The organism is Borrelia turcica IST7 (genome assembly GCF_003606285.1).
Lineage (GTDB): Bacteria > Spirochaetota > Spirochaetia > Borreliales > Borreliaceae > Borrelia > Borrelia turcica.
In genome coordinates this window covers 895,128-912,511 of the sequence record NZ_CP028884.1, presented here as the reverse complement: position 1 = coordinate 912,511, position 17,384 = coordinate 895,128, and the positions used below count along the sequence as shown (strand labels likewise).

The 17,384-nt window shown below is 28.3% G+C and carries 15 protein-coding genes; 6 read left to right on the top strand and 9 right to left on the bottom strand.

Annotated features, from left to right (window positions below; all coding sequences use genetic code 11):
* From DB313_RS04360 to sbcD, 4 genes are read right to left on the bottom strand one after another with little or no spacing between them, the layout of a single operon-like run.
* Positions 1-624, bottom strand: a complete 624-nt coding sequence (locus DB313_RS04360) for a copper homeostasis protein CutC (protein WP_120104596.1) — start codon at positions 622-624, stop codon at positions 1-3.
* Positions 625-1,563 carry an ROK family protein gene (locus DB313_RS04355; protein ID WP_120104595.1) on the bottom strand — a complete coding sequence of 313 codons (939 nt, stop codon included), beginning with the start codon at positions 1,561-1,563 and terminating at the stop codon, positions 625-627. It abuts the gene before it with no gap.
* Positions 1,564-1,610: 47 nt separating this feature from the next.
* A complete protein-coding gene (locus DB313_RS04350; RefSeq protein WP_120104687.1) occupies positions 1,611-4,454 on the bottom strand; it encodes an AAA family ATPase in 2,844 nt (947 codons plus the stop codon).
* Positions 4,441-5,673: an exonuclease subunit SbcD gene (gene sbcD, locus DB313_RS04345; RefSeq protein ID WP_120104594.1), complete on the bottom strand. Its 1,233-nt coding sequence runs from the start codon at positions 5,671-5,673 to the stop codon at positions 4,441-4,443. Before sbcD ends, DB313_RS04350 begins: the two co-directional genes overlap by 14 nt.
* 73 nt (positions 5,674-5,746) lie before the next feature.
* On the opposite strand from sbcD, the gene topA reads away from it, so the two are divergent.
* The 5 genes from topA (at position 5,747) to DB313_RS04320 (ending at position 13,735) form a co-directional block, all read left to right on the top strand.
* A complete protein-coding gene (topA, locus tag DB313_RS04340; RefSeq protein ID WP_120104593.1) occupies positions 5,747-8,284 on the top strand; it encodes a type I DNA topoisomerase in 2,538 nt (845 codons plus the stop codon).
* A 3-nt stretch (positions 8,285-8,287) separates the two neighbouring features.
* Positions 8,288-10,777 carry an ATP-dependent RNA helicase gene (locus DB313_RS04335; protein ID WP_120104592.1) on the top strand — a complete coding sequence of 830 codons (2,490 nt, stop codon included), beginning with the start codon at positions 8,288-8,290 and terminating at the stop codon, positions 10,775-10,777.
* Between the two features lie 136 nt (positions 10,778-10,913).
* Entirely contained in the window at positions 10,914-12,353 is a 1,440-nt protein-coding gene (locus DB313_RS04330) for a PTS transporter subunit EIIC (RefSeq protein WP_120104591.1), read from the top strand.
* A gap of 88 nt (positions 12,354-12,441) precedes the next feature.
* On the top strand, positions 12,442-12,954 hold the full coding sequence (locus tag DB313_RS04325; RefSeq protein ID WP_120104590.1) for a hypothetical protein: 513 nt from the start codon (positions 12,442-12,444) through the stop codon (positions 12,952-12,954).
* Positions 12,947-13,735, top strand: a complete 789-nt coding sequence (locus DB313_RS04320; protein ID WP_120104589.1) for a phosphodiester glycosidase family protein — start codon at positions 12,947-12,949, stop codon at positions 13,733-13,735. The genes DB313_RS04325 and DB313_RS04320 overlap by 8 nt, the downstream gene beginning before the upstream one ends.
* Here DB313_RS04320 and DB313_RS04315 read toward each other — a convergent pair.
* Positions 13,728-14,267: a hypothetical protein gene (locus tag DB313_RS04315; protein WP_120104588.1), complete on the bottom strand. Its 540-nt coding sequence runs from the start codon at positions 14,265-14,267 to the stop codon at positions 13,728-13,730. The two genes, DB313_RS04320 and DB313_RS04315, sit on opposite strands and share 8 nt — an antisense overlap.
* A 73-nt stretch (positions 14,268-14,340) precedes the next feature.
* Here DB313_RS04315 and DB313_RS04310 point away from each other — a divergent pair, with 73 nt between their 5' ends.
* Positions 14,341-14,700 carry a hypothetical protein gene (locus tag DB313_RS04310; RefSeq protein WP_120104587.1) on the top strand — a complete coding sequence of 120 codons (360 nt, stop codon included), beginning with the start codon at positions 14,341-14,343 and terminating at the stop codon, positions 14,698-14,700.
* Between the two features lie 169 nt (positions 14,701-14,869).
* Here the strand turns inward: DB313_RS04310 and miaA are convergent, their stop codons facing one another.
* From miaA to DB313_RS04290, 4 genes are read right to left on the bottom strand one after another with little or no spacing between them, the layout of a single operon-like run.
* Positions 14,870-15,772, bottom strand: a complete 903-nt coding sequence (gene miaA / locus DB313_RS04305; protein ID WP_120104586.1) for a tRNA (adenosine(37)-N6)-dimethylallyltransferase MiaA — start codon at positions 15,770-15,772, stop codon at positions 14,870-14,872.
* Positions 15,759-15,956 (bottom strand): DNA-directed RNA polymerase subunit omega, encoded by a 198-nt coding sequence (locus DB313_RS04300; RefSeq protein ID WP_120104585.1) that lies wholly within the window; start codon positions 15,954-15,956, stop codon positions 15,759-15,761. The genes miaA and DB313_RS04300 overlap by 14 nt, the downstream gene beginning before the upstream one ends.
* A gap of 31 nt (positions 15,957-15,987) precedes the next feature.
* On the bottom strand, positions 15,988-16,521 hold the full coding sequence (gene cmk, locus DB313_RS04295) for a (d)CMP kinase (RefSeq protein ID WP_120104584.1): 534 nt from the start codon (positions 16,519-16,521) through the stop codon (positions 15,988-15,990).
* Entirely contained in the window at positions 16,518-17,384 is an 867-nt protein-coding gene (locus DB313_RS04290; protein ID WP_120104583.1) for a YicC/YloC family endoribonuclease, read from the bottom strand. The genes cmk and DB313_RS04290 overlap by 4 nt, the downstream gene beginning before the upstream one ends.

Sequence of the window (17,384 nt, the reverse complement as noted above, 5' to 3'; positions counted from 1 at the left end):
TTACAAATTTAAATCACCAACAATCAATTTCCCATGATAAGCTCTAGCGCCTAAAATAGAATCAATGCTATCTATATTTTGCTTAGTCACCTTTCCAGCTACAACAATTTCTAATTTATTTTCCGTCATTAATATTAATTCTTTCAATAAGATAAGAGAATCCTCTGCCCTAAATGCTCCACCTGAAGTCAATATTCTATGCACACCAATGTCCATAAGTTTTGATACAGAAGCCCTAATATCACAAGTATTATCAATTGCCTTATGAAAAGTTACTTTTAAAGGCTTAGATAAACCTAATAGCTCTCTAGTTCTAGCTATATCAATCTCATTCTCATCATCTAAGATCCCAAAAACAACACCCTCTACTCCAAGACTCTTACAAACCTTAATATCTTCCTTCATAGCTTGAAATTCCAAATTAGAATACACAAAATCTCCACATCTCGGTCTAATCATTACAGCAATAGGAATCCTCAGATTTTCCTTTAAAATCTTTATGGTACCATAAGAAGGTGTAGTTCCCCCACAATTTGTATTTTCACAAAGCTCAATCCTATTAGCACCAAGTTTAAAAGAAGTCATAGCTTCATCTATATTAAAAACGCATGCCTCTCTGATCATCTAAATGCCTAAATTACATAACAATTTATTTTCAACAAAATAATGATATAATGCTCCTATTTTACCAGAATCATTATTAAACTTAGTTGTCTCAAGTCTCACAAGCTTCTTTATATCATTATCATAAATACTAGCCAATTCCAAAGACCATAAATTTTCTAATTTTTTATATATATTACTTATCAAATCAGGTCTTGAACTTATTCCGCCTCCAATTAAAATTTTCTCAGGATTTAAAACAAAAGTTAAATTAAAAATTCCAAATGATAAAGTTTCAAAAAATCTATCAACTTCATTCCTAGCATGAACATTACCGGCACTAGCAAGTTCAAAAATATATTCTCCAGAAACTTCATTCAAGTCCTTTTCTAAGCGCTCCGCTACTCTCTTTCTTAAAGCTGCAACAGAGGCTATAGACTCCCACCTGCAGTTAAAAGGAATATTATTTTCAAGTCCCCTAGTAATCATAAACCCGATCTCACCGGACATAAAAGAATATCCTCTTAAAAGTTTTCCATTCATAAATATTCCAGCACCAATGCCTGTTCCAAGAGTCAAAGCAATAAAATCATTAGAATAAATAGCATTACCTTTGTATTTCTCAGCTAAAGCAACACAATTAGCATCATTTTCAAGTTCAACATTAACACCTGTTAAAGCTTTAAGCTTTTCTTTTAAAGGATAATTAATAAATCCCTTAATGGCATTTACTCTAATTACAATTCCTTTAGGGTCAACAAATCCAGGCATGCAAATCGCAGCACCCTTAATATTTTCATCTTTTTTATAAGCGTTAATTATATTAACTAAAATACCAACTTGTTCATCAGGAGTAGTGCCCGACTCAACTTCATGCTTATCAAGAAAATTGCCTCCACTATCTGCTAAAGAATACTTAGTACTAGTACCTCCAACATCAATTGCCAAATAGCGTTCCATATAAACTCCATATTTTTAAAAATTTAAATTAATTATATAATAAAAAATTACAAACTTTCTATAGCAATATTAGATATTTTTGATATCTTACTTATGATTATTTTTGCTTTAATCTCTTCCTTCAAATAAGCAACATGAGAGATTATACCTATCTGACGCCCATCAACGCGTTGAAAATCAGAAATTTTTGGAATAACCATTTTTAAAGTATCCTCATCAAGACTTCCAAAGCCCTCATCAAGAAAAAATGCTTCTATTTTAAGTTCACTATCTCTTATCATATCTGAGAGTGCTAGAGAGAGTGACAAAGAGACAAGAAACTTCTCACCTCCAGAAAGAGTTTTTACACTGCGAGCCATACCTCCATCTCTTCTGCTTTTAACTAAAAAATCAAAATCTTTACTCTCTGTATTAATTTGAAGCTCAAAATCAGGAAGAATAACGTTCAAATATCTTTTATTTGACATGTTTAATATTTCTTCAATTAAAAAACTTTGAACATAATACTTTAAGCTAGGAGAAGTAGTCACAACTTTCTTTAAAATTTCCAGCTTTTCATTTCTTTCGTTTAAACTGCTTAATTCCCTCTGAATATTCTCTAAATTAATGTTTTGTTTATAGAGCTCTTCCTTTAAAGTCTGTAAATTCAAAAAGCTTGACTCATACTGACTAATATCCTTGGATATTATCTCAATTTTAGACATAAAATTAGATTTCAACTTTAAAAAATAATCCAAACTGTCCCTACTAGGTTTCAAAGACTCAAAAGAAAAAATATCCCCTTCATCAAAATTACTTTCCATTGATTCTTTGAAATCTAGCAAATTAGTAGTAAATTCATTTAATTCATCCTTAAGTTCCCCTCTCATTCTTACTATACTTTGATCCATAAGCTCAATTTGACTTTCAAGTCTAAGCTTTGAGTTGTTTATATTACTCAAAATTGAATCTACTTTTAAATACTCATACTCCTTTTTCATTTTATCACTTAAAAATTTTTCAAATTCTTTTTCCAATAAAATAGGATTTTCCATGCTCATACTTAAATTTAGATAAGATAATAAATTTTTTATCTTATCTAAATTTTCTTCCAGTTCTACTTCTTTTAAAGCAATTTTCGAATTTAAATCACTTAAGGTTGATTTTAAAAGTTCAACTTCTCTAAGCTTATCTTCAAAAATCAAAATCTTATTTTTATCATAATAATCTATATATCTATTAAATAGATTGATACCAATCCTTTTTAAAATTTCTGTATTCTTCTTATTAAATTCTGTAATTTGAGTTTCCCATTTGATTTTATTTTCCCTTTCGTGCAATATACCTGCATTAATAGTATCCAATTTAGATTGTAAAATCTGAAGTCTCGTGTTTAGCTCTAAAAGATAACCTAGGCTGCTAGTTCTTAATTGTTCCTTTCCTTGGTACATCTTATATGCATCTTCAAGAAACTTAAGATTCTCTATATCTTTTTCAATAGATTCTCTATTATTACCCAAATCTTTTAAGAATTTTCTATACAAATCTATTTTAATATTGATGTCAACATTTTGTAATGTATCATCATTTGACTCTATAAATAACTCTAACTCATACCTATATTTTAATATCAACTCTTCATTAAAACACCTAAATAATTTTAATGCCTCATAATAAATATACTTATCAAAATCAAATTTTACTTCTTCTAAAGTAATACTTTTAAGCTCTTCATTTTTTCTAGCCTGCTCCGCTAATAGCTCTTCTCTTTTCTCTTCCAATTGGCTTTTTTCTATATTCAATTTCTCATATGCACTCTCGTCAAAATTCACCTCAGAAAAAAGAATATTTTCATAATATAATTCTTTTATATAACTAAAATTAAGACTATCTAAGTTCAAATATTTTAATTCTTCTAAATCTCTTTGAACATCTGCAAGCTTCAATAAAAACCTATTCTTATCATTAAGAAGCTCACTTTGCCTTTTAATAAAATCTTCTAAATCTAAAAATTCACAAGAATTGTAAAATTTAAGACTTTCTTCTACCTTTACTCTGTTGTTTTCATGTAAAGAATATCCATAATTTAAACTCTCTTTACTCTTAATTTTAGAAGATAATTCTAACTCTAAATTATCTATTCTATTCTCTATATCTAAATACTTTTGATTGTTCTTTACTATTTTGTCGCAAATAAATATTAATTTATAAATCTTCTCAAGTCTTCTTTTTAACTTTTTGATATCAACCAAATCCAAAAAATTAGTTAATTCATTTAACTTACTGTTATTGTTCTCTATTCTACTTTTCTCTTCTGATTCTACAAATTCCAATTTCTCTCTATTCAAATTTGTCAATTCAAGTTCTCTCTTCAAAAAAACTTCTATATCATCATACTTTTTTAAATTAAAAATATTATCAATTATTCCTGTCTTACTTTTTGGTTTTGAAGTTAAAAACTCTTGGAAATTACCTTGCGGTAATATAACAGTCTGACAAAACTGCTCAAAATTTAATCTACAAAGATTCCTTATATAAGCTAAAACATCTTCTCTATTTTCAATATAACTACTATCACTAAGGCTCCTTAGTAACATATTTTTAGGAGTCTCTTTTTGCTTTATATTAAGTTCAATGAATGATTCATATATTTTTCCAGAAACAGTAAAAGTAAGTCTAACATAAGCATTATCAAACCCTTTAGAAATTGCATCTGAAATATTCTTATCAAGTCTATATACTCGTGCATAAAGCGCAAGAGTTATGCAGTCAAGAATGGTACTCTTACCAGATCCCGTATTTCCAGAAATCAAAAAAATTCCAGAATTTTTTAAAACAGGGACATCAAAATTTATCTCATATTCTCCTTTATAAGAAGCAATATTTTTAAATATAAGCTTATTTATTCTCATATTCCCCTGCTCTTCCCTTAAGTAATATTTCTTCAAAAAGAGCAATAAGTTCTTCTTCCTTAAATCTGCTCCCCCTTCTAAAACCATTAATAATATCTCTTTTTAATTTTTCTTGGAAAAAATACTTTTCATCCCTACTTAATACCTCGTCCTTACTAATTAATTTTTTACCTTGTTCCGCAGAGTTCTCTTCTAAGTTTAATAACTGATAATAAATATCAAATATTTTAATCAAACTTGATTTTGCTAAACTATAAATCTGTTCTTCAAATTCAGCTTCTATTCTCTCCTTAAGCTCAATTTTTAAGTAGCAAAGACATGAAAGCTTTCTTTTTATCTTATATAATCCACTCACAACCTCATTAAAAGAACCTTGTAAAAAATGCAACTCACCAAACACAGGAAGTAAAACCTTATCTTGCGAAACTAATTTACTGTCATTGAAAAGCAAAATATTAATATATTTTCTTTTATTCTCATCAAATGAATACTGAATAGGTGATCCTGAATAAACAACATTAGCCTTCAATTTCCTAAAATCATGTAGATGGCCAAGTGCAACATAAGAGAAACTATCTCCAAAAACACTAACAGGAAGAATAGAACTATTCCCAATGCTACTAACACTTCTTCTACTACAAAAAAAAGAATGTGCAATCAAAATCTTAGGAACACTATGGTACTTATCATCAAGAGAATTAACAATATTTGCTATTTTATCTCGATAAGCATATTCAAGTTTTCGCAGGAATACATCGCTATTAAGCTCCATGTCCCCATAATCTTGATTTAAAATAAGCCTCTCATTGATATGAGGGATACAGACAATAATAAATTGAACATCACCACCGTCTTTTAAAAAGATTACTTGATCAACAAGCTCATCTTCTGTTATTAAAAAAAAATTAAACCTTGAGAATATCTTTTTATTAATACTAAAATACTCTTTCTTATCATGGTTTCCCGCAATCAATACACACCATTTACAAGAGGTAAAAGATAATTCATAAAAAAAATCATTTATTAACTTTTGTTCTTCAAGTCCTGGCCTCTTTGAATCGTAAATATCACCAGCAATAAGCAAAAGATCAATCTTTTCATTCTTAACAAATTCCAATAAAAAATTTAAAAATTTTTGTTGTTCATCAATTCGAGAAAAATGCCCAATCTTCTTCCCAATATGCCAGTCAGATGTATGCAAAGCCCTATAACTATTCATCAATACACATTATTTTTCTTAAAGATTATAACAATTTATACATTATGTTATATTATAAAAATATAAGGGAATTATGCAACAAGAAAAATTGATAATAGTAGAATCACCTACAAAAGCAATAACAATAAAGAAATACCTTGATAACTCATTTTTAGTAGAAGCGTGTATAGGACACATAAGAGATTTACCAAATAGTGCTAAAGAAATACCTGAAGAGTATAAAAAATTTGAATGGGCTACCTTATCTATAGATTATAAACATGATTTTAAGCCTCTTTATATCATTCCATACAATAAAAGAATAATAATTGAAAAGCTTAAAAACCTCATAAAAGGAAAAAATGAAATATACCTTGCTACTGACCAAGATAGAGAGGGAGAAACAATTGCATTTCATCTAAAAGAAGTTTTAAAACTTAAAAATTACAAAAGAATGGTATTTCATGAAATTACAAAAAGCGCAATCATTGAGTCACTTAAAAATACAAGAAAAATTGATATGGATCTTGTTAATGCCGGAGAAACAAGAAGAATATTAGACAGACTTTATGGGTACACAATATCTCCTTTACTTTGGAAAAAAATTGCTTATGGACTCTCTGCGGGTAGAGTACAATCTGTTGGACTTAAGTTAATCATAGAAAAGGAAACGACAAGAATAAATTTTAAAAAAGCCAATTACTACTCAATTTCACTTGAATGTAGACATAGCAAAAATGATATTCAGATTGAAACAATCATAGACAAGATTGGAAATAAAAATGTAGCTGAAAGCAAAGATTTTATAAATGATACAGGATTTTTACAAGACCCTGATAAAACAATTTTAATAGACAAAACATTAATGGATACACTTGTAAAGGAATTAAAGAAGGCAAAGGAAATAGAAGTAATTTCAATTGAGACAAAAGAGATAAGACAAGCTCCTCCTAGACCATTCATTACATCCTCACTTCAACAAGAAGTAAATAGGCGACTCAAAATAAGCACCAAACAAATTATGAGTTACGCACAAAAGTTATATGAGAGTGGTTACATAACCTATATGAGAACAGACTCCTATAGTATTGCAAAAAGTGCAAGAGAAAAAATCAAAACTATTATAAAAGAAAAATATGGAGAAAAATACGTAGAAGTGAATGATCGAGTATATTCTAAAGCAAAAATGGCTCAAGATGCACATGAAGCCATAAGACCTTCTGAAATGTTTACTCCCCCTCAAAGCATAAAAACAGAAAGCGAAACTGCTAGAGAAATATACAAAATAATATGGGATAGAACTATTGAATCAATGATGACAGATGCCGTAAAAGAAGTTATTAAAATAACATTTAAATATAAAGATTTAACCTTTAAATCAAGTTTTACAAAAATAATTTTTGACGGGTTTCTTAAAAACAGTAGAGAACCTTACGAAAACAGTACTATAGATTTTTCTCTAATTAAAGAAGGCGATAAGTTTGTGATATTAGGCATAAAACCAGAAGAACATGAAACAAAACCTCCATTCAGATATACAGAGGCAACACTTGTACAAAAACTTGAAAAAGAAGGCATAGGACGTCCCTCCACTTATTCAACTATAATCTCAACACTTCTTGAAAGAGAATATGTTTTTAAGCAAAATAATACACTAATACCAACAATAAAAGGAGCTGCTGTTGTAAAGCTTTTAGAAAAATATTTTCCATTATTAATTGAATCAAAATTTACATCCTACATGGAAGAAAACCTAGATAAAATCGCAATAGGGAAATTAGATAAAATAAAATATTTAAGTCAATTCTACAACGGAGAAGAAGGTCTTAAGAATACAGTAGATAAAATAGATCCCATTATTAGTGCCGGAGAATTTAGAACAGTTTATGAATATAAAAATGATAAGGCATTTGGTTATGCAATAAACATTGGAAAATTTGGACCTTATCTAATTTCTAACGGCAATAATTATTCTATTAATATTACAACTCCCTTAGAAAGTTTATATAAAGAAGAAGAAATAAAAAAAATAATAGAAGAAAAAGAAACACAACCTAACATACTAGGAATTGATCCTGAAACAGGACTTAATGTAATATATAAAAACTCAAAATATGGAGGTCTTATCCAACTTGGAGAGGATATTCATGCTCCACAAGAGTTCACAAAGACTGGAAAACTCAAAAAACCTAAAATAATTAAAGCTAAAAAGGTATCAGCTAAACACATAGAATACGAAAATATAAACCTAGATATAGCACTTAAGCTACTTTCACTTCCAAAAGTAATTGGAGAGTATCCAAAAACCAATGAAAAAATAATTGCTACAACTGGAATTTTTGGAGATTACATTAAAACTGAAACTAACAGCATAATATGCCCACTCAAAAAAGATATAAAAGCTTATGAAATAACACTAGAAGAATCTATTAAACTTTTAGATGCAAAATTAGAAAAAAACGGAATTATTGTAAAATCAATACCCTTATCAAAAAATAAAGTTAGCAATAAAATTTACATTTACAAACAAAACGATAAATTCTATGCTAAAATTAAGAGAAAAAAGGTTGATTTACCCACTAACATTGATCTTAATCAAATAGATGCAACTTATGTTTTTGGGTTAATGTAGAGCATGAATGATTTCGAACTTCCTATTTACAAATATAAAGATGAACTCATTCTACTATTAAAATCAAATAATGTTTTAATAGTAGAAAGTCCAACAGGAAGCGGTAAAACCACTCAAATACCAAGAATAATATATGAAGCAGGGTTTGCAAAGCTTGGCAAAATTGGTGTAACACAACCTAGAAGAATAGCCACTGTATCAATAGCAGAATACATTGCAAAACATATTGGAGTAAATGTTGGAGAAGAAGTAGGCTACAAGATAAGATTTCAAGAAATTATAAGCTCTAAAACCAAAATTAAATTAATGACTGATGGTGTACTCTTACAAGAGCTAAAAAAAGACACATTGCTTTATGAATATGATGTAATTATAATAGATGAAGCACATGAGAGAAGTTTAAATATAGACTTCATACTAGGCCTTATTAAGGATATCTTAAAAAAAAGAGACGATTTTAAAGTTATAATTTCATCTGCCACGATAAATACACAAATATTTTCAAAATATTTTAACAACGCACCAATACTTAACATAGAAACAATTACTTATCCTGTACAAATAATATATAATCCTCCTTTACTTAATACATCAAAGGGAATGATACTCAAAATAAAAGAAATAATTAGTAGTATAATTAAAGGTAAACAAGAAGGTGACATCCTTATATTTTTATCTGGCGAGAAGGAAATAAAAGAAACAATAAAAGAAATTCATGAATTAAACTTAAAGAAAGACTTAATCATTTTACCTTTATATGGTCGAATGGCAAAAGAAGCACAAGAACAAATCTTTATGCCAACACCTAAGAATAAAAGGAAAATAATAGTATCAACAAACATTGCAGAAACTTCAATTACAATTGAAAATATTAAAATAGTAATTGATAGCGGAAAAGTAAAAACAAATAGATTCCAGATGAAAACGCATACTTACTCACTCCAAGAGGTCCCAATCTCAAAATCATCAGCAACGCAGAGAGCAGGAAGAGCAGGACGACTTTCAAAGGGAACATGCTACAGGCTATACAGAAGAGATGAATATCAACTAAGAGACGAATATCAAAAGGAAGAAATATATAGAACAGATTTATCTGAAGTAATATTAAGGATGGCAGATATTGGAATTAAAAATTTTACAAAGTTTGAATTTATCTCAAAGCCTTCCATTAAATCTATTCAAACAGCAAGTGAAATACTAAAATCCTTAGATGCAATAAATGACAAAAACGAGCTTACAGAAATTGGGAAGTACATGATCATATTCCCTCTAATACCAATACATTCAAGGGCTTTGGTTGAAGCAATGATTAACTATCAACAAGCAATATACCCAACTACAATTGGTTTGTCGTTCCTTTCTACAAGTGGAGTTTTTTTGCTACCTCAAAACGAAGAAATAGAAGCTAGGCAAGCTCATTTAAAATATAAAAATCCATTAGGAGACTTAATGGGATTTATTAAAATATTTGAAGACTACAAAAAAGCTTTAAACAAAGAAGACTTTGCTAAAGAAAATTATTTAGACTTGCAAGGCCTTGAAGAAATTATTAATGTACAAAAACAACTTGAAAATATTGTAAGTAGATTTAACATCCCAATAGCACACAAACCTGAAATTGACAACGAAGGTTATTTAAAATCTATAATGAGAGGCATGAAAGACTATATTTGCTTTAAAACTTCAAAAAATAAATACAAAACAATAAAAGCCCAAAATGTAGTAATACATCCTGGGTCACTTATTAATATAGACTCTGTAAAATACTTTGTTGCAGGTGAAATAATAGAAACAACTAAAAGATATGCTAGGTCAATTGGAGTACTTAAGAAAGAATGGATAAATGATATTGACTTTGAAGAAAATAAACAAAAAAAACATTCACAAGAAAATAAAAGTTTAAATAAAACTCACAAGAGTACATCAAAAAAAGAAAAAAAACTTTTATTAGAAAATGGAATCACTATTGGTCAAAAGAAATTCAATATTCAAAATGAAAACAACATTCAATTTATAACTCTTACCTTAAAGGAAGCTAAAGAATTATCTTTAAAGGGCTTAACAAATGCAGAAGAACAAGCAACTAAAAAAATTCATATAAAATTAATACATAAAGATTTAGTAATATTTAAAAGTAAAAAATTAATAGAAATTATAAGCATAGTAACTAATATGGGGTCAAATTGGACACTTATAGAAAAATATGAAAATACTAATATAAATATTAATGAAATTAATAAGGTCAAAAACATCTTAGAATGCACCATGCATTTTGTTCAACATCCAAATAAAAAGTCCGTACTCTTTTTATCACTTAGAAGTGATTACTCTGACAATTTTTGGTTAAAACCTCAAAAGAGCTTCATAATAGCAATTGAAGAATCAATGGATAGTATAAAAAGCCTAATTGACAACCAAGCACATATTAATAAACTTGCTGCAATAAAACCCACAATAAATAAAGTTTATAAAAAATTAAATGTTTTTTTCTAAAAGCATAAAAAACCCAGCTCACACAAAACCTTTAAAATCAATCAACATAAAATATTGATATTAAACTAGTATCATATTTAAGGTTAAGTTAAACTTTATCTAACAAAGAATATAAAATTAATGGAGGATATTTGTTATGAATAATGTAATGAAAAATTTACAAAACCTTGGAAAAGCAGTACAAACTCCCGCAGCTGTCTTACCAATTGCAGGGATTTTACTTGGATTTGGATACTTAATAATAGAAGCTACAGATCCCTCTGGAATTTTTAGACAAATTGGGAAATTAATGGAACAATCAGGTGGGGCTATCCTTGGGAATTTACCTATACTATTTGCAATTGGAACTGGAATGGGTTTATCTAAAAATAACAAGGCAGCTGCAGCTCTTGGAGGAGCCGTTGGGTATTTAATTCTAAATGCAGGTCTGGCTACATTTACAATAACAATTAACGGAAAATTAGAACCTGTAAACATGTCTGTATTGGGAGGTATTATTGCAGGTACAACCTCAGCTATGCTTAGCGATAAAGTGGTATACTGGGAAATACCACAATTTTTAGGATTTTTCTCAGGCCAAAGGTTAGTACCAATAATGAATGGATTACTGTCTGCTTTACTAGCAATAGTCTTTGGGTTTCTATGGGCACCCTTACAAATAGCTATTAACCAAGTCGGAAATTGGATGGTAGAAGCTGGTCATTTAGGGTTGTTTGTATTTGGATTCTTAAATAGATTACTAATAATAACAGGGCTACATCAACTCCTTAACACTTTAGTATATTTTGTATTTGGAGAATATACTGCATCCGATGGGAGTATAGTTCAAGGAGAAATTACAAGATATTTAAATGGAGATCCAAATGCTGGAACATTTACAGCAGGAATGTATCCTATGATGTTATTTGGACTACCTGGTGCTGCTCTTGCTATGTACTTAACATCCAAAAAAGAGCGCCGAGGGGAAGTGGGTGGACTTTTACTCTCAGCATCACTTACTGCATTTCTTACAGGAATTACAGAACCAATAGAATATACATTCATGTTAATAGCACCTTTCCTTTATCTAATACACGCTGTCCTAACCGGTTTATCATTAATCATTACTAACATCTTTGGAGTACACATAGCGTTCGCACTCTCAGCAGGTATAATAGACTACTTTTTAATGTTTCCAAAGTCAACAAAAGCTCTATTAATATTTCCAATAGGACTTGGAATTGGAACTGTTTACTTCATTATTTTCATAACACTAATAAAAATCTTTAAAATCAAAACACCTGGACGTGAAGATGATAATGAAGGAGAACTAATATCTCACATTCCCTCCAATATCTCTGACGATGAAATTTTTGATTCAATCATTAAAGCCTTTGGCGGGCTTAACAACATAAAAAATGTTGATTCATGCTTCACAAGACTCCGAGTAGATGTAGAGAATCCTAAATTAGTAAATAAAGATTTAATAAAAAATCTTGGAGCAAGTGGTACAATCATCTCATCCGGAAACCAAGCCCAAGCAATATTCGGAGCTAAATCTGAAAAAATTGCAACTTATATAAAGTCTAAAATTTAAATTTAAAAAAGAAAGAATAAGAAGGACATTTTTTACTCATTCCTTCTTATTCTTACAAAAAAAGTGTATATTATCTACAATAATCAGCATGAATAAAATCTCATTTAACATTTTCCTAGCCTTTTTTTTAATATCTTCTTTTGCTTTACTTTACAGTAAAGACAAAGAAAAACTTGAAAAGCTAAATAAACTATACATGCTGTATGACTTAAATAATAATTTACCAAAAGAACTTGAAACAATAAATGAAATCAAAAATCTTAACCTAGAACTACATTATTTACTCATGTCCAAATACTTACTTAAAATAAAGAAATATGAAGAGGCTAATCATTTTTTAAAAAAAATAAAAGAACCAAAAAATGAAAATACAAAAAATGAAATTCTACTACTAAAACTCAGAATCAATGAAGACAAAATAAATGAAGAAGAAATTAATGATATTTTAAAAAAATATAAAGAACTAAATATAAAAATAATTTACCAATTATATATCATTGCAAGAACAAAAAATAAAGCATTGTTTTTTAAAATTAAAGATATAATTTTAAAAAACTATCCTAAAAGCATTTATTCCTATAAAATAAAAAGAAATGAATAAAAAACTTTCATATTTAACACTATTAATTTTATTACTTGGTTTCTTATCTGCATCAAAATTTCTCAACTCAAAAGAAGATATCTCTAAATACAAAATAATTCAAGGCTCTTTTATGGAAAGCAATTATGTTATTGCCAAGATTAAAAACAAAAATTTAAAGTTCATAATTTCAAAGCCTATTTTCGACAAAAAAACAAATAATTATTACTTTGAAGGTCAGACAACAAGTCAATTTTTAATTTCAAATGAAGTAGACATTGCTATTAATACTAGTCCATATGAGATAAAAAATAGCATGTACTATCCCCGTGGCTTATATATATATGACAAAAAAATAATATCTAATGCAAGACAAAATTATGGAGCAATTGTAATTAAGAACAATCAAATAATATTAAACCCTAAAATAGATGAAATAAAAACTTCTGATTATGGTTTTAGTGGGTTCTTCCCCTTAATCAAAAATGGGAAGTATACTAAAAATTTTAAAGAAAACAAACATCCAAGAACAATAATAGGAACTGACAAAGGAAATAAACACTTATATCTCATAACAATCGAGGGAAGAGGAATTAATAAAAGTAAAGGGATTTCCTTAAATGATGCAATAGACTTATCTTTAAAGTATGGAATTATTAATTCTATTAACCTAGACGGAGGTGGTTCAAGCACACTGGTCGTAAAATCAAATAATTTGCCCCATAAACTTAATGCTACATCCAATCTCTTTGGACAAGAGAGAATAATCCCTTTTCACTTAGGAATAAAACTGCCTAATTAAGAAATTTCCAACCAATATTAATTCCAAGTGTAATTTCAGTTGTCAAAGAAGAAAAATTGCCAGAAGCAGAAGTCGGAGAAACAGAAAGCATCAATAAAGGCCTAACATAAAGTCCTTTAACTTCAGGAATAAAAAGGTCTGTAGCAAGTCCTAAAGACAAAAAAAACAGATTTCGTTTCTCAGAACTTAAATCAACTGCATATTTAATCCCAAGAAGAGGAAATAATACTCTAACATATTCTTTAAAAATAATTGGATAAATCCCACAAAGCCCAATTCCAAAATATCTACCGTTATGTTCAGATATAAAAGCATCTTTATAAGACACATCAAAAATAACATAATTAGCATCAAAAAATAAATTTAAATTTATTCCATTATCTACTCTATTAGAATTTTGTGCAAATTTATTTAAATCGTTTTTGCTAGTATAATTAGTAAATTGATAAGAAAATCCTCCCCCAAAAGATAACGGATATGCAAATAAATTACTCAAACATAAAAATAACAACAAACATACATACTTTTTCATCAATATTCCTTAAACTTTATAAAAAATATTATATTATATATAACTGTATATCAAGTAAGTTATACAAGAAATTATGAAAAGACCATTATTTTACTTAATCTACATATTACTTTTGTCATGTAGTAAAAGACTAGAAATTTCTTTAACAGAAAATTTCAATTTACCAAAAAGTAGTATTTTAGGCTTTTCAAAAAAAGTAGGAATAGTAATAAAAGATTATGCTCTTCTAAATAATGAAATTAAAAAAAACAATACCAATTACGATTACTTAACGATAATTAAAAAAGATGAAATAGTAAAGATTGAAAAAATAATGCAAACAACAGAAAAATACGGACTTAAAGGAAATTGGATACTAGTAAATTATAAAGGGAAAAGAGGCTACATCTTTAGTAAAGATATAAACATAATAGATAATATAATAATTGAATAAAACAAGCTAATTTAAAATGCTAGCTAGATAAACTCATTACTAACTAACATTTTAATATTATTTATTCTTTTTTTTGTGTCTATTCTTTCTTCTTTTTTTCTTTCTTTTATGAGTAGATATTTTCTTTAGTTTTCTTTTTCTTCCACAAGGCACGCCTCACATCTCCTTATTAATCAAAAATTAAACTCAAAATGCTCTCTAAATCATCTTCCGGATGAAACCATAAAACATTAGGAATCTTATTAAAAAAAGTCATTTGTCTTTTTACATATAAAAATGAATTCTTATTTATTAAATTTATTATATCATCTAACATGTAATAAGGTCTACTTTTCCATAATAAAAATTCACGATAACCTATTCCCTTGAAAGCCGGAGTTGTCTCATTATATCCCTTTCCCATTAATCTTTTAATTTCTTCAAGTAACCCACAATTAATCATATTTTTAACTCTATCTGTTATCCTAGACTTAATCTCCTCAATGGGCCTTTTCAATCCAATAAGCAAAACATTTTCAAGCCTCTGCCCCTTTTCCAAAAATTGACTAATTGGAATACCTGTTTGATAGTAAACTTCAAGAGATCTTTTAATTCTATAAATATCATTTTTACTTATTGTTTCATATCTTTCAAAATCCACACTTTTAAGTTTCTCTAATAAAAAATCTTTTCCATTAATCTTTAAAAGATTTTCTACATAAAGTCTTACTTCAGAAGAAATGATTGGGGTACTAGGTAGCCCATAGTATAAATGTTTAAAATAAAAAGCAGATCCACCTACAAATATAGGAAGTTTAAATTGCTCTTTTAAATTTTCTATTATTTTTAATGCCCTTTTATAAAAAATTCCAAGAGTATACTCATTAGTTGGTTCTAAAAAATCTACTAAATGATGCTTTATATGAGCTCTTAACTGCATGCTAGGCTTACAAGAAGCAATATCAAACTCCTTGTACACTTGAATAGAGTCAACATTAATCACTTCAGCTACATTCTGAGGAAAATTGAATAAAATGTCACTTTTACCTACAGCCGTAGGGCCAAATATAAAAACAATTCTATCTCTCTTCAATTGAATATGTAAATTTACCGGTTAAAATATCATTAAAAGCTTGTCCCACTACCTTTTCATCAGAAATAGCATGTTCTGCTAAAGAAATTTCATCAATAATTTGCTCTGTACGCATTATGACCGCCGTAACAAGCTCATAATAATTACCATCAAAATCTTGTATTTTTTTCAAAGGTATCCTCATCCCTTAAAACCTCCTATTCCATTCATTTAACTTAAATTAAATTTCTCTTCTCTATTTCATCTTTTATCAGCTCAAAAACTCTATTTGCTGTCCTATCCGTTGTATCAACTATCAAGTCAGCTACATCTACATAATTGTCAACATCTATATTATATGCAGACAAATATCTCTTTGAATCATTAGAATCCCTATTAAAAGTAGTACTTAAAATATCAGAATACATCCCACCTTCTCTATTGATGATTCTCTCTGCTCTAACTTCTATTTTAGCATAAAGATATATTTTTAAATCAGCATTCTTTGAAAGCCAAATTGCAAGCCTGGAGGCAAGAACTGTATTATCCTCTTTGGAAAATTCCAATAACTTATTATCAAGATATTCATCCCAATAATAATCATTTCTACCAATGATTTCATTCTTATAAAATAAATCAAAAGGTATTTGTTTTTCTCTAGCTATATCATGAAAAGTATAATTAATAAGTTTTAAACCATAATGCTTTGCCAGCATCCCACTAATAGTTGTATTCCCACAACCGCTCTTACTAGAAACAGCTATCCTCATTCAATATTCCTTACCTGCTCTTTTATTTTCTCCAAATTTAATTTCATATTTAAAACTAAATTTCTAATATCAAGATCAATTACTTTATTGCTCATTGTTGTAATTTCTCTATGCATTTCTTGAGCAATAAATTCCAAAACTTTGCCACATATCTCACTTTCAAGGTTTTTATAAAAATTATCTATGTGTGAATATAGCCTCACTATTTCCTCATTAATATCTAGTCGAATTGACATTTTAGCAGCTTCTTCTGCAATATTAACATCACTAAAATCATTCACTAACTTTAATAAATTTTCCTTTAAACTTAAGAAAAGTCTATCATTGATGTTACTCTGAGATTTTTTTAAAAAATCCAAATCATCCTGTATTAAAACAAGAGTTGAAATGATATCTTGTTTTGTATGCTCTCCTTCAAAGATTCTACTCTTGTCATAATTAAGTAAAACTTCTTCCAATACACTCTTAAAAGAACTATAAATCATTCCTTGATTTTCAACACCCTCATCAACAATTAAAGCTCCCTTTAAAGATAAAAAATCACCAAGACTTACTTCATCCTTAATCTTTAAATTACTATGTAACAAGCTATCCCTAAGACGAATCATAGCCTCAATATAGTTAGGGTTTAAAGTAAAATCAATAGTTGGAACTATTTCTTTGTATCCCACAGTTAAGAAAACATTACCCCTACTAACATAGCCTGCAATAAGATTCCTTATCTCATACTCATACGCATATAAAGTCTCAGGCAATCTAAATTTAAACTCTAAAAATTTACCATTATAAGATTTTAAATTAACACTAAACATATAATTTTCAACAATTTTTTCCAAATGAAAAAATCCAGTCATGCTTTTCAT

Coding starts and splice junctions, on each gene's coding strand:
- cmk (WP_120104584.1), bottom strand. CDS start 16,521: ATGAGGATAGCTGTTTCTAGTAAGAGCGGTTGTGGGAATACAACTATT.
- DB313_RS04290 (WP_120104583.1), bottom strand. CDS start 17,384: ATGAAAAGCATGACTGGATTTTTTCATTTGGAAAAAATTGTTGAAAAT.
- DB313_RS04330 (WP_120104591.1), top strand. CDS start 10,914: ATGAATAATGTAATGAAAAATTTACAAAACCTTGGAAAAGCAGTACAA.
- DB313_RS04320 (WP_120104589.1), top strand. CDS start 12,947: ATGAATAAAAAACTTTCATATTTAACACTATTAATTTTATTACTTGGT.
- DB313_RS04310 (WP_120104587.1), top strand. CDS start 14,341: ATGAAAAGACCATTATTTTACTTAATCTACATATTACTTTTGTCATGT.
- DB313_RS04325 (WP_120104590.1), top strand. CDS start 12,442: ATGAATAAAATCTCATTTAACATTTTCCTAGCCTTTTTTTTAATATCT.
- DB313_RS04350 (WP_120104687.1), bottom strand. CDS start 4,454: ATGAGAATAAATAAGCTTATATTTAAAAATATTGCTTCTTATAAAGGA.
- DB313_RS04335 (WP_120104592.1), top strand. CDS start 8,288: ATGAATGATTTCGAACTTCCTATTTACAAATATAAAGATGAACTCATT.
- DB313_RS04315 (WP_120104588.1), bottom strand. CDS start 14,267: ATGAAAAAGTATGTATGTTTGTTGTTATTTTTATGTTTGAGTAATTTA.
- topA (WP_120104593.1), top strand. CDS start 5,747: ATGCAACAAGAAAAATTGATAATAGTAGAATCACCTACAAAAGCAATA.
- sbcD (WP_120104594.1), bottom strand. CDS start 5,673: ATGAATAGTTATAGGGCTTTGCATACATCTGACTGGCATATTGGGAAG.
- DB313_RS04360 (WP_120104596.1), bottom strand. CDS start 624: ATGATCAGAGAGGCATGCGTTTTTAATATAGATGAAGCTATGACTTCT.
- DB313_RS04355 (WP_120104595.1), bottom strand. CDS start 1,563: ATGGAACGCTATTTGGCAATTGATGTTGGAGGTACTAGTACTAAGTAT.
- DB313_RS04300 (WP_120104585.1), bottom strand. CDS start 15,956: ATGAGGATACCTTTGAAAAAAATACAAGATTTTGATGGTAATTATTAT.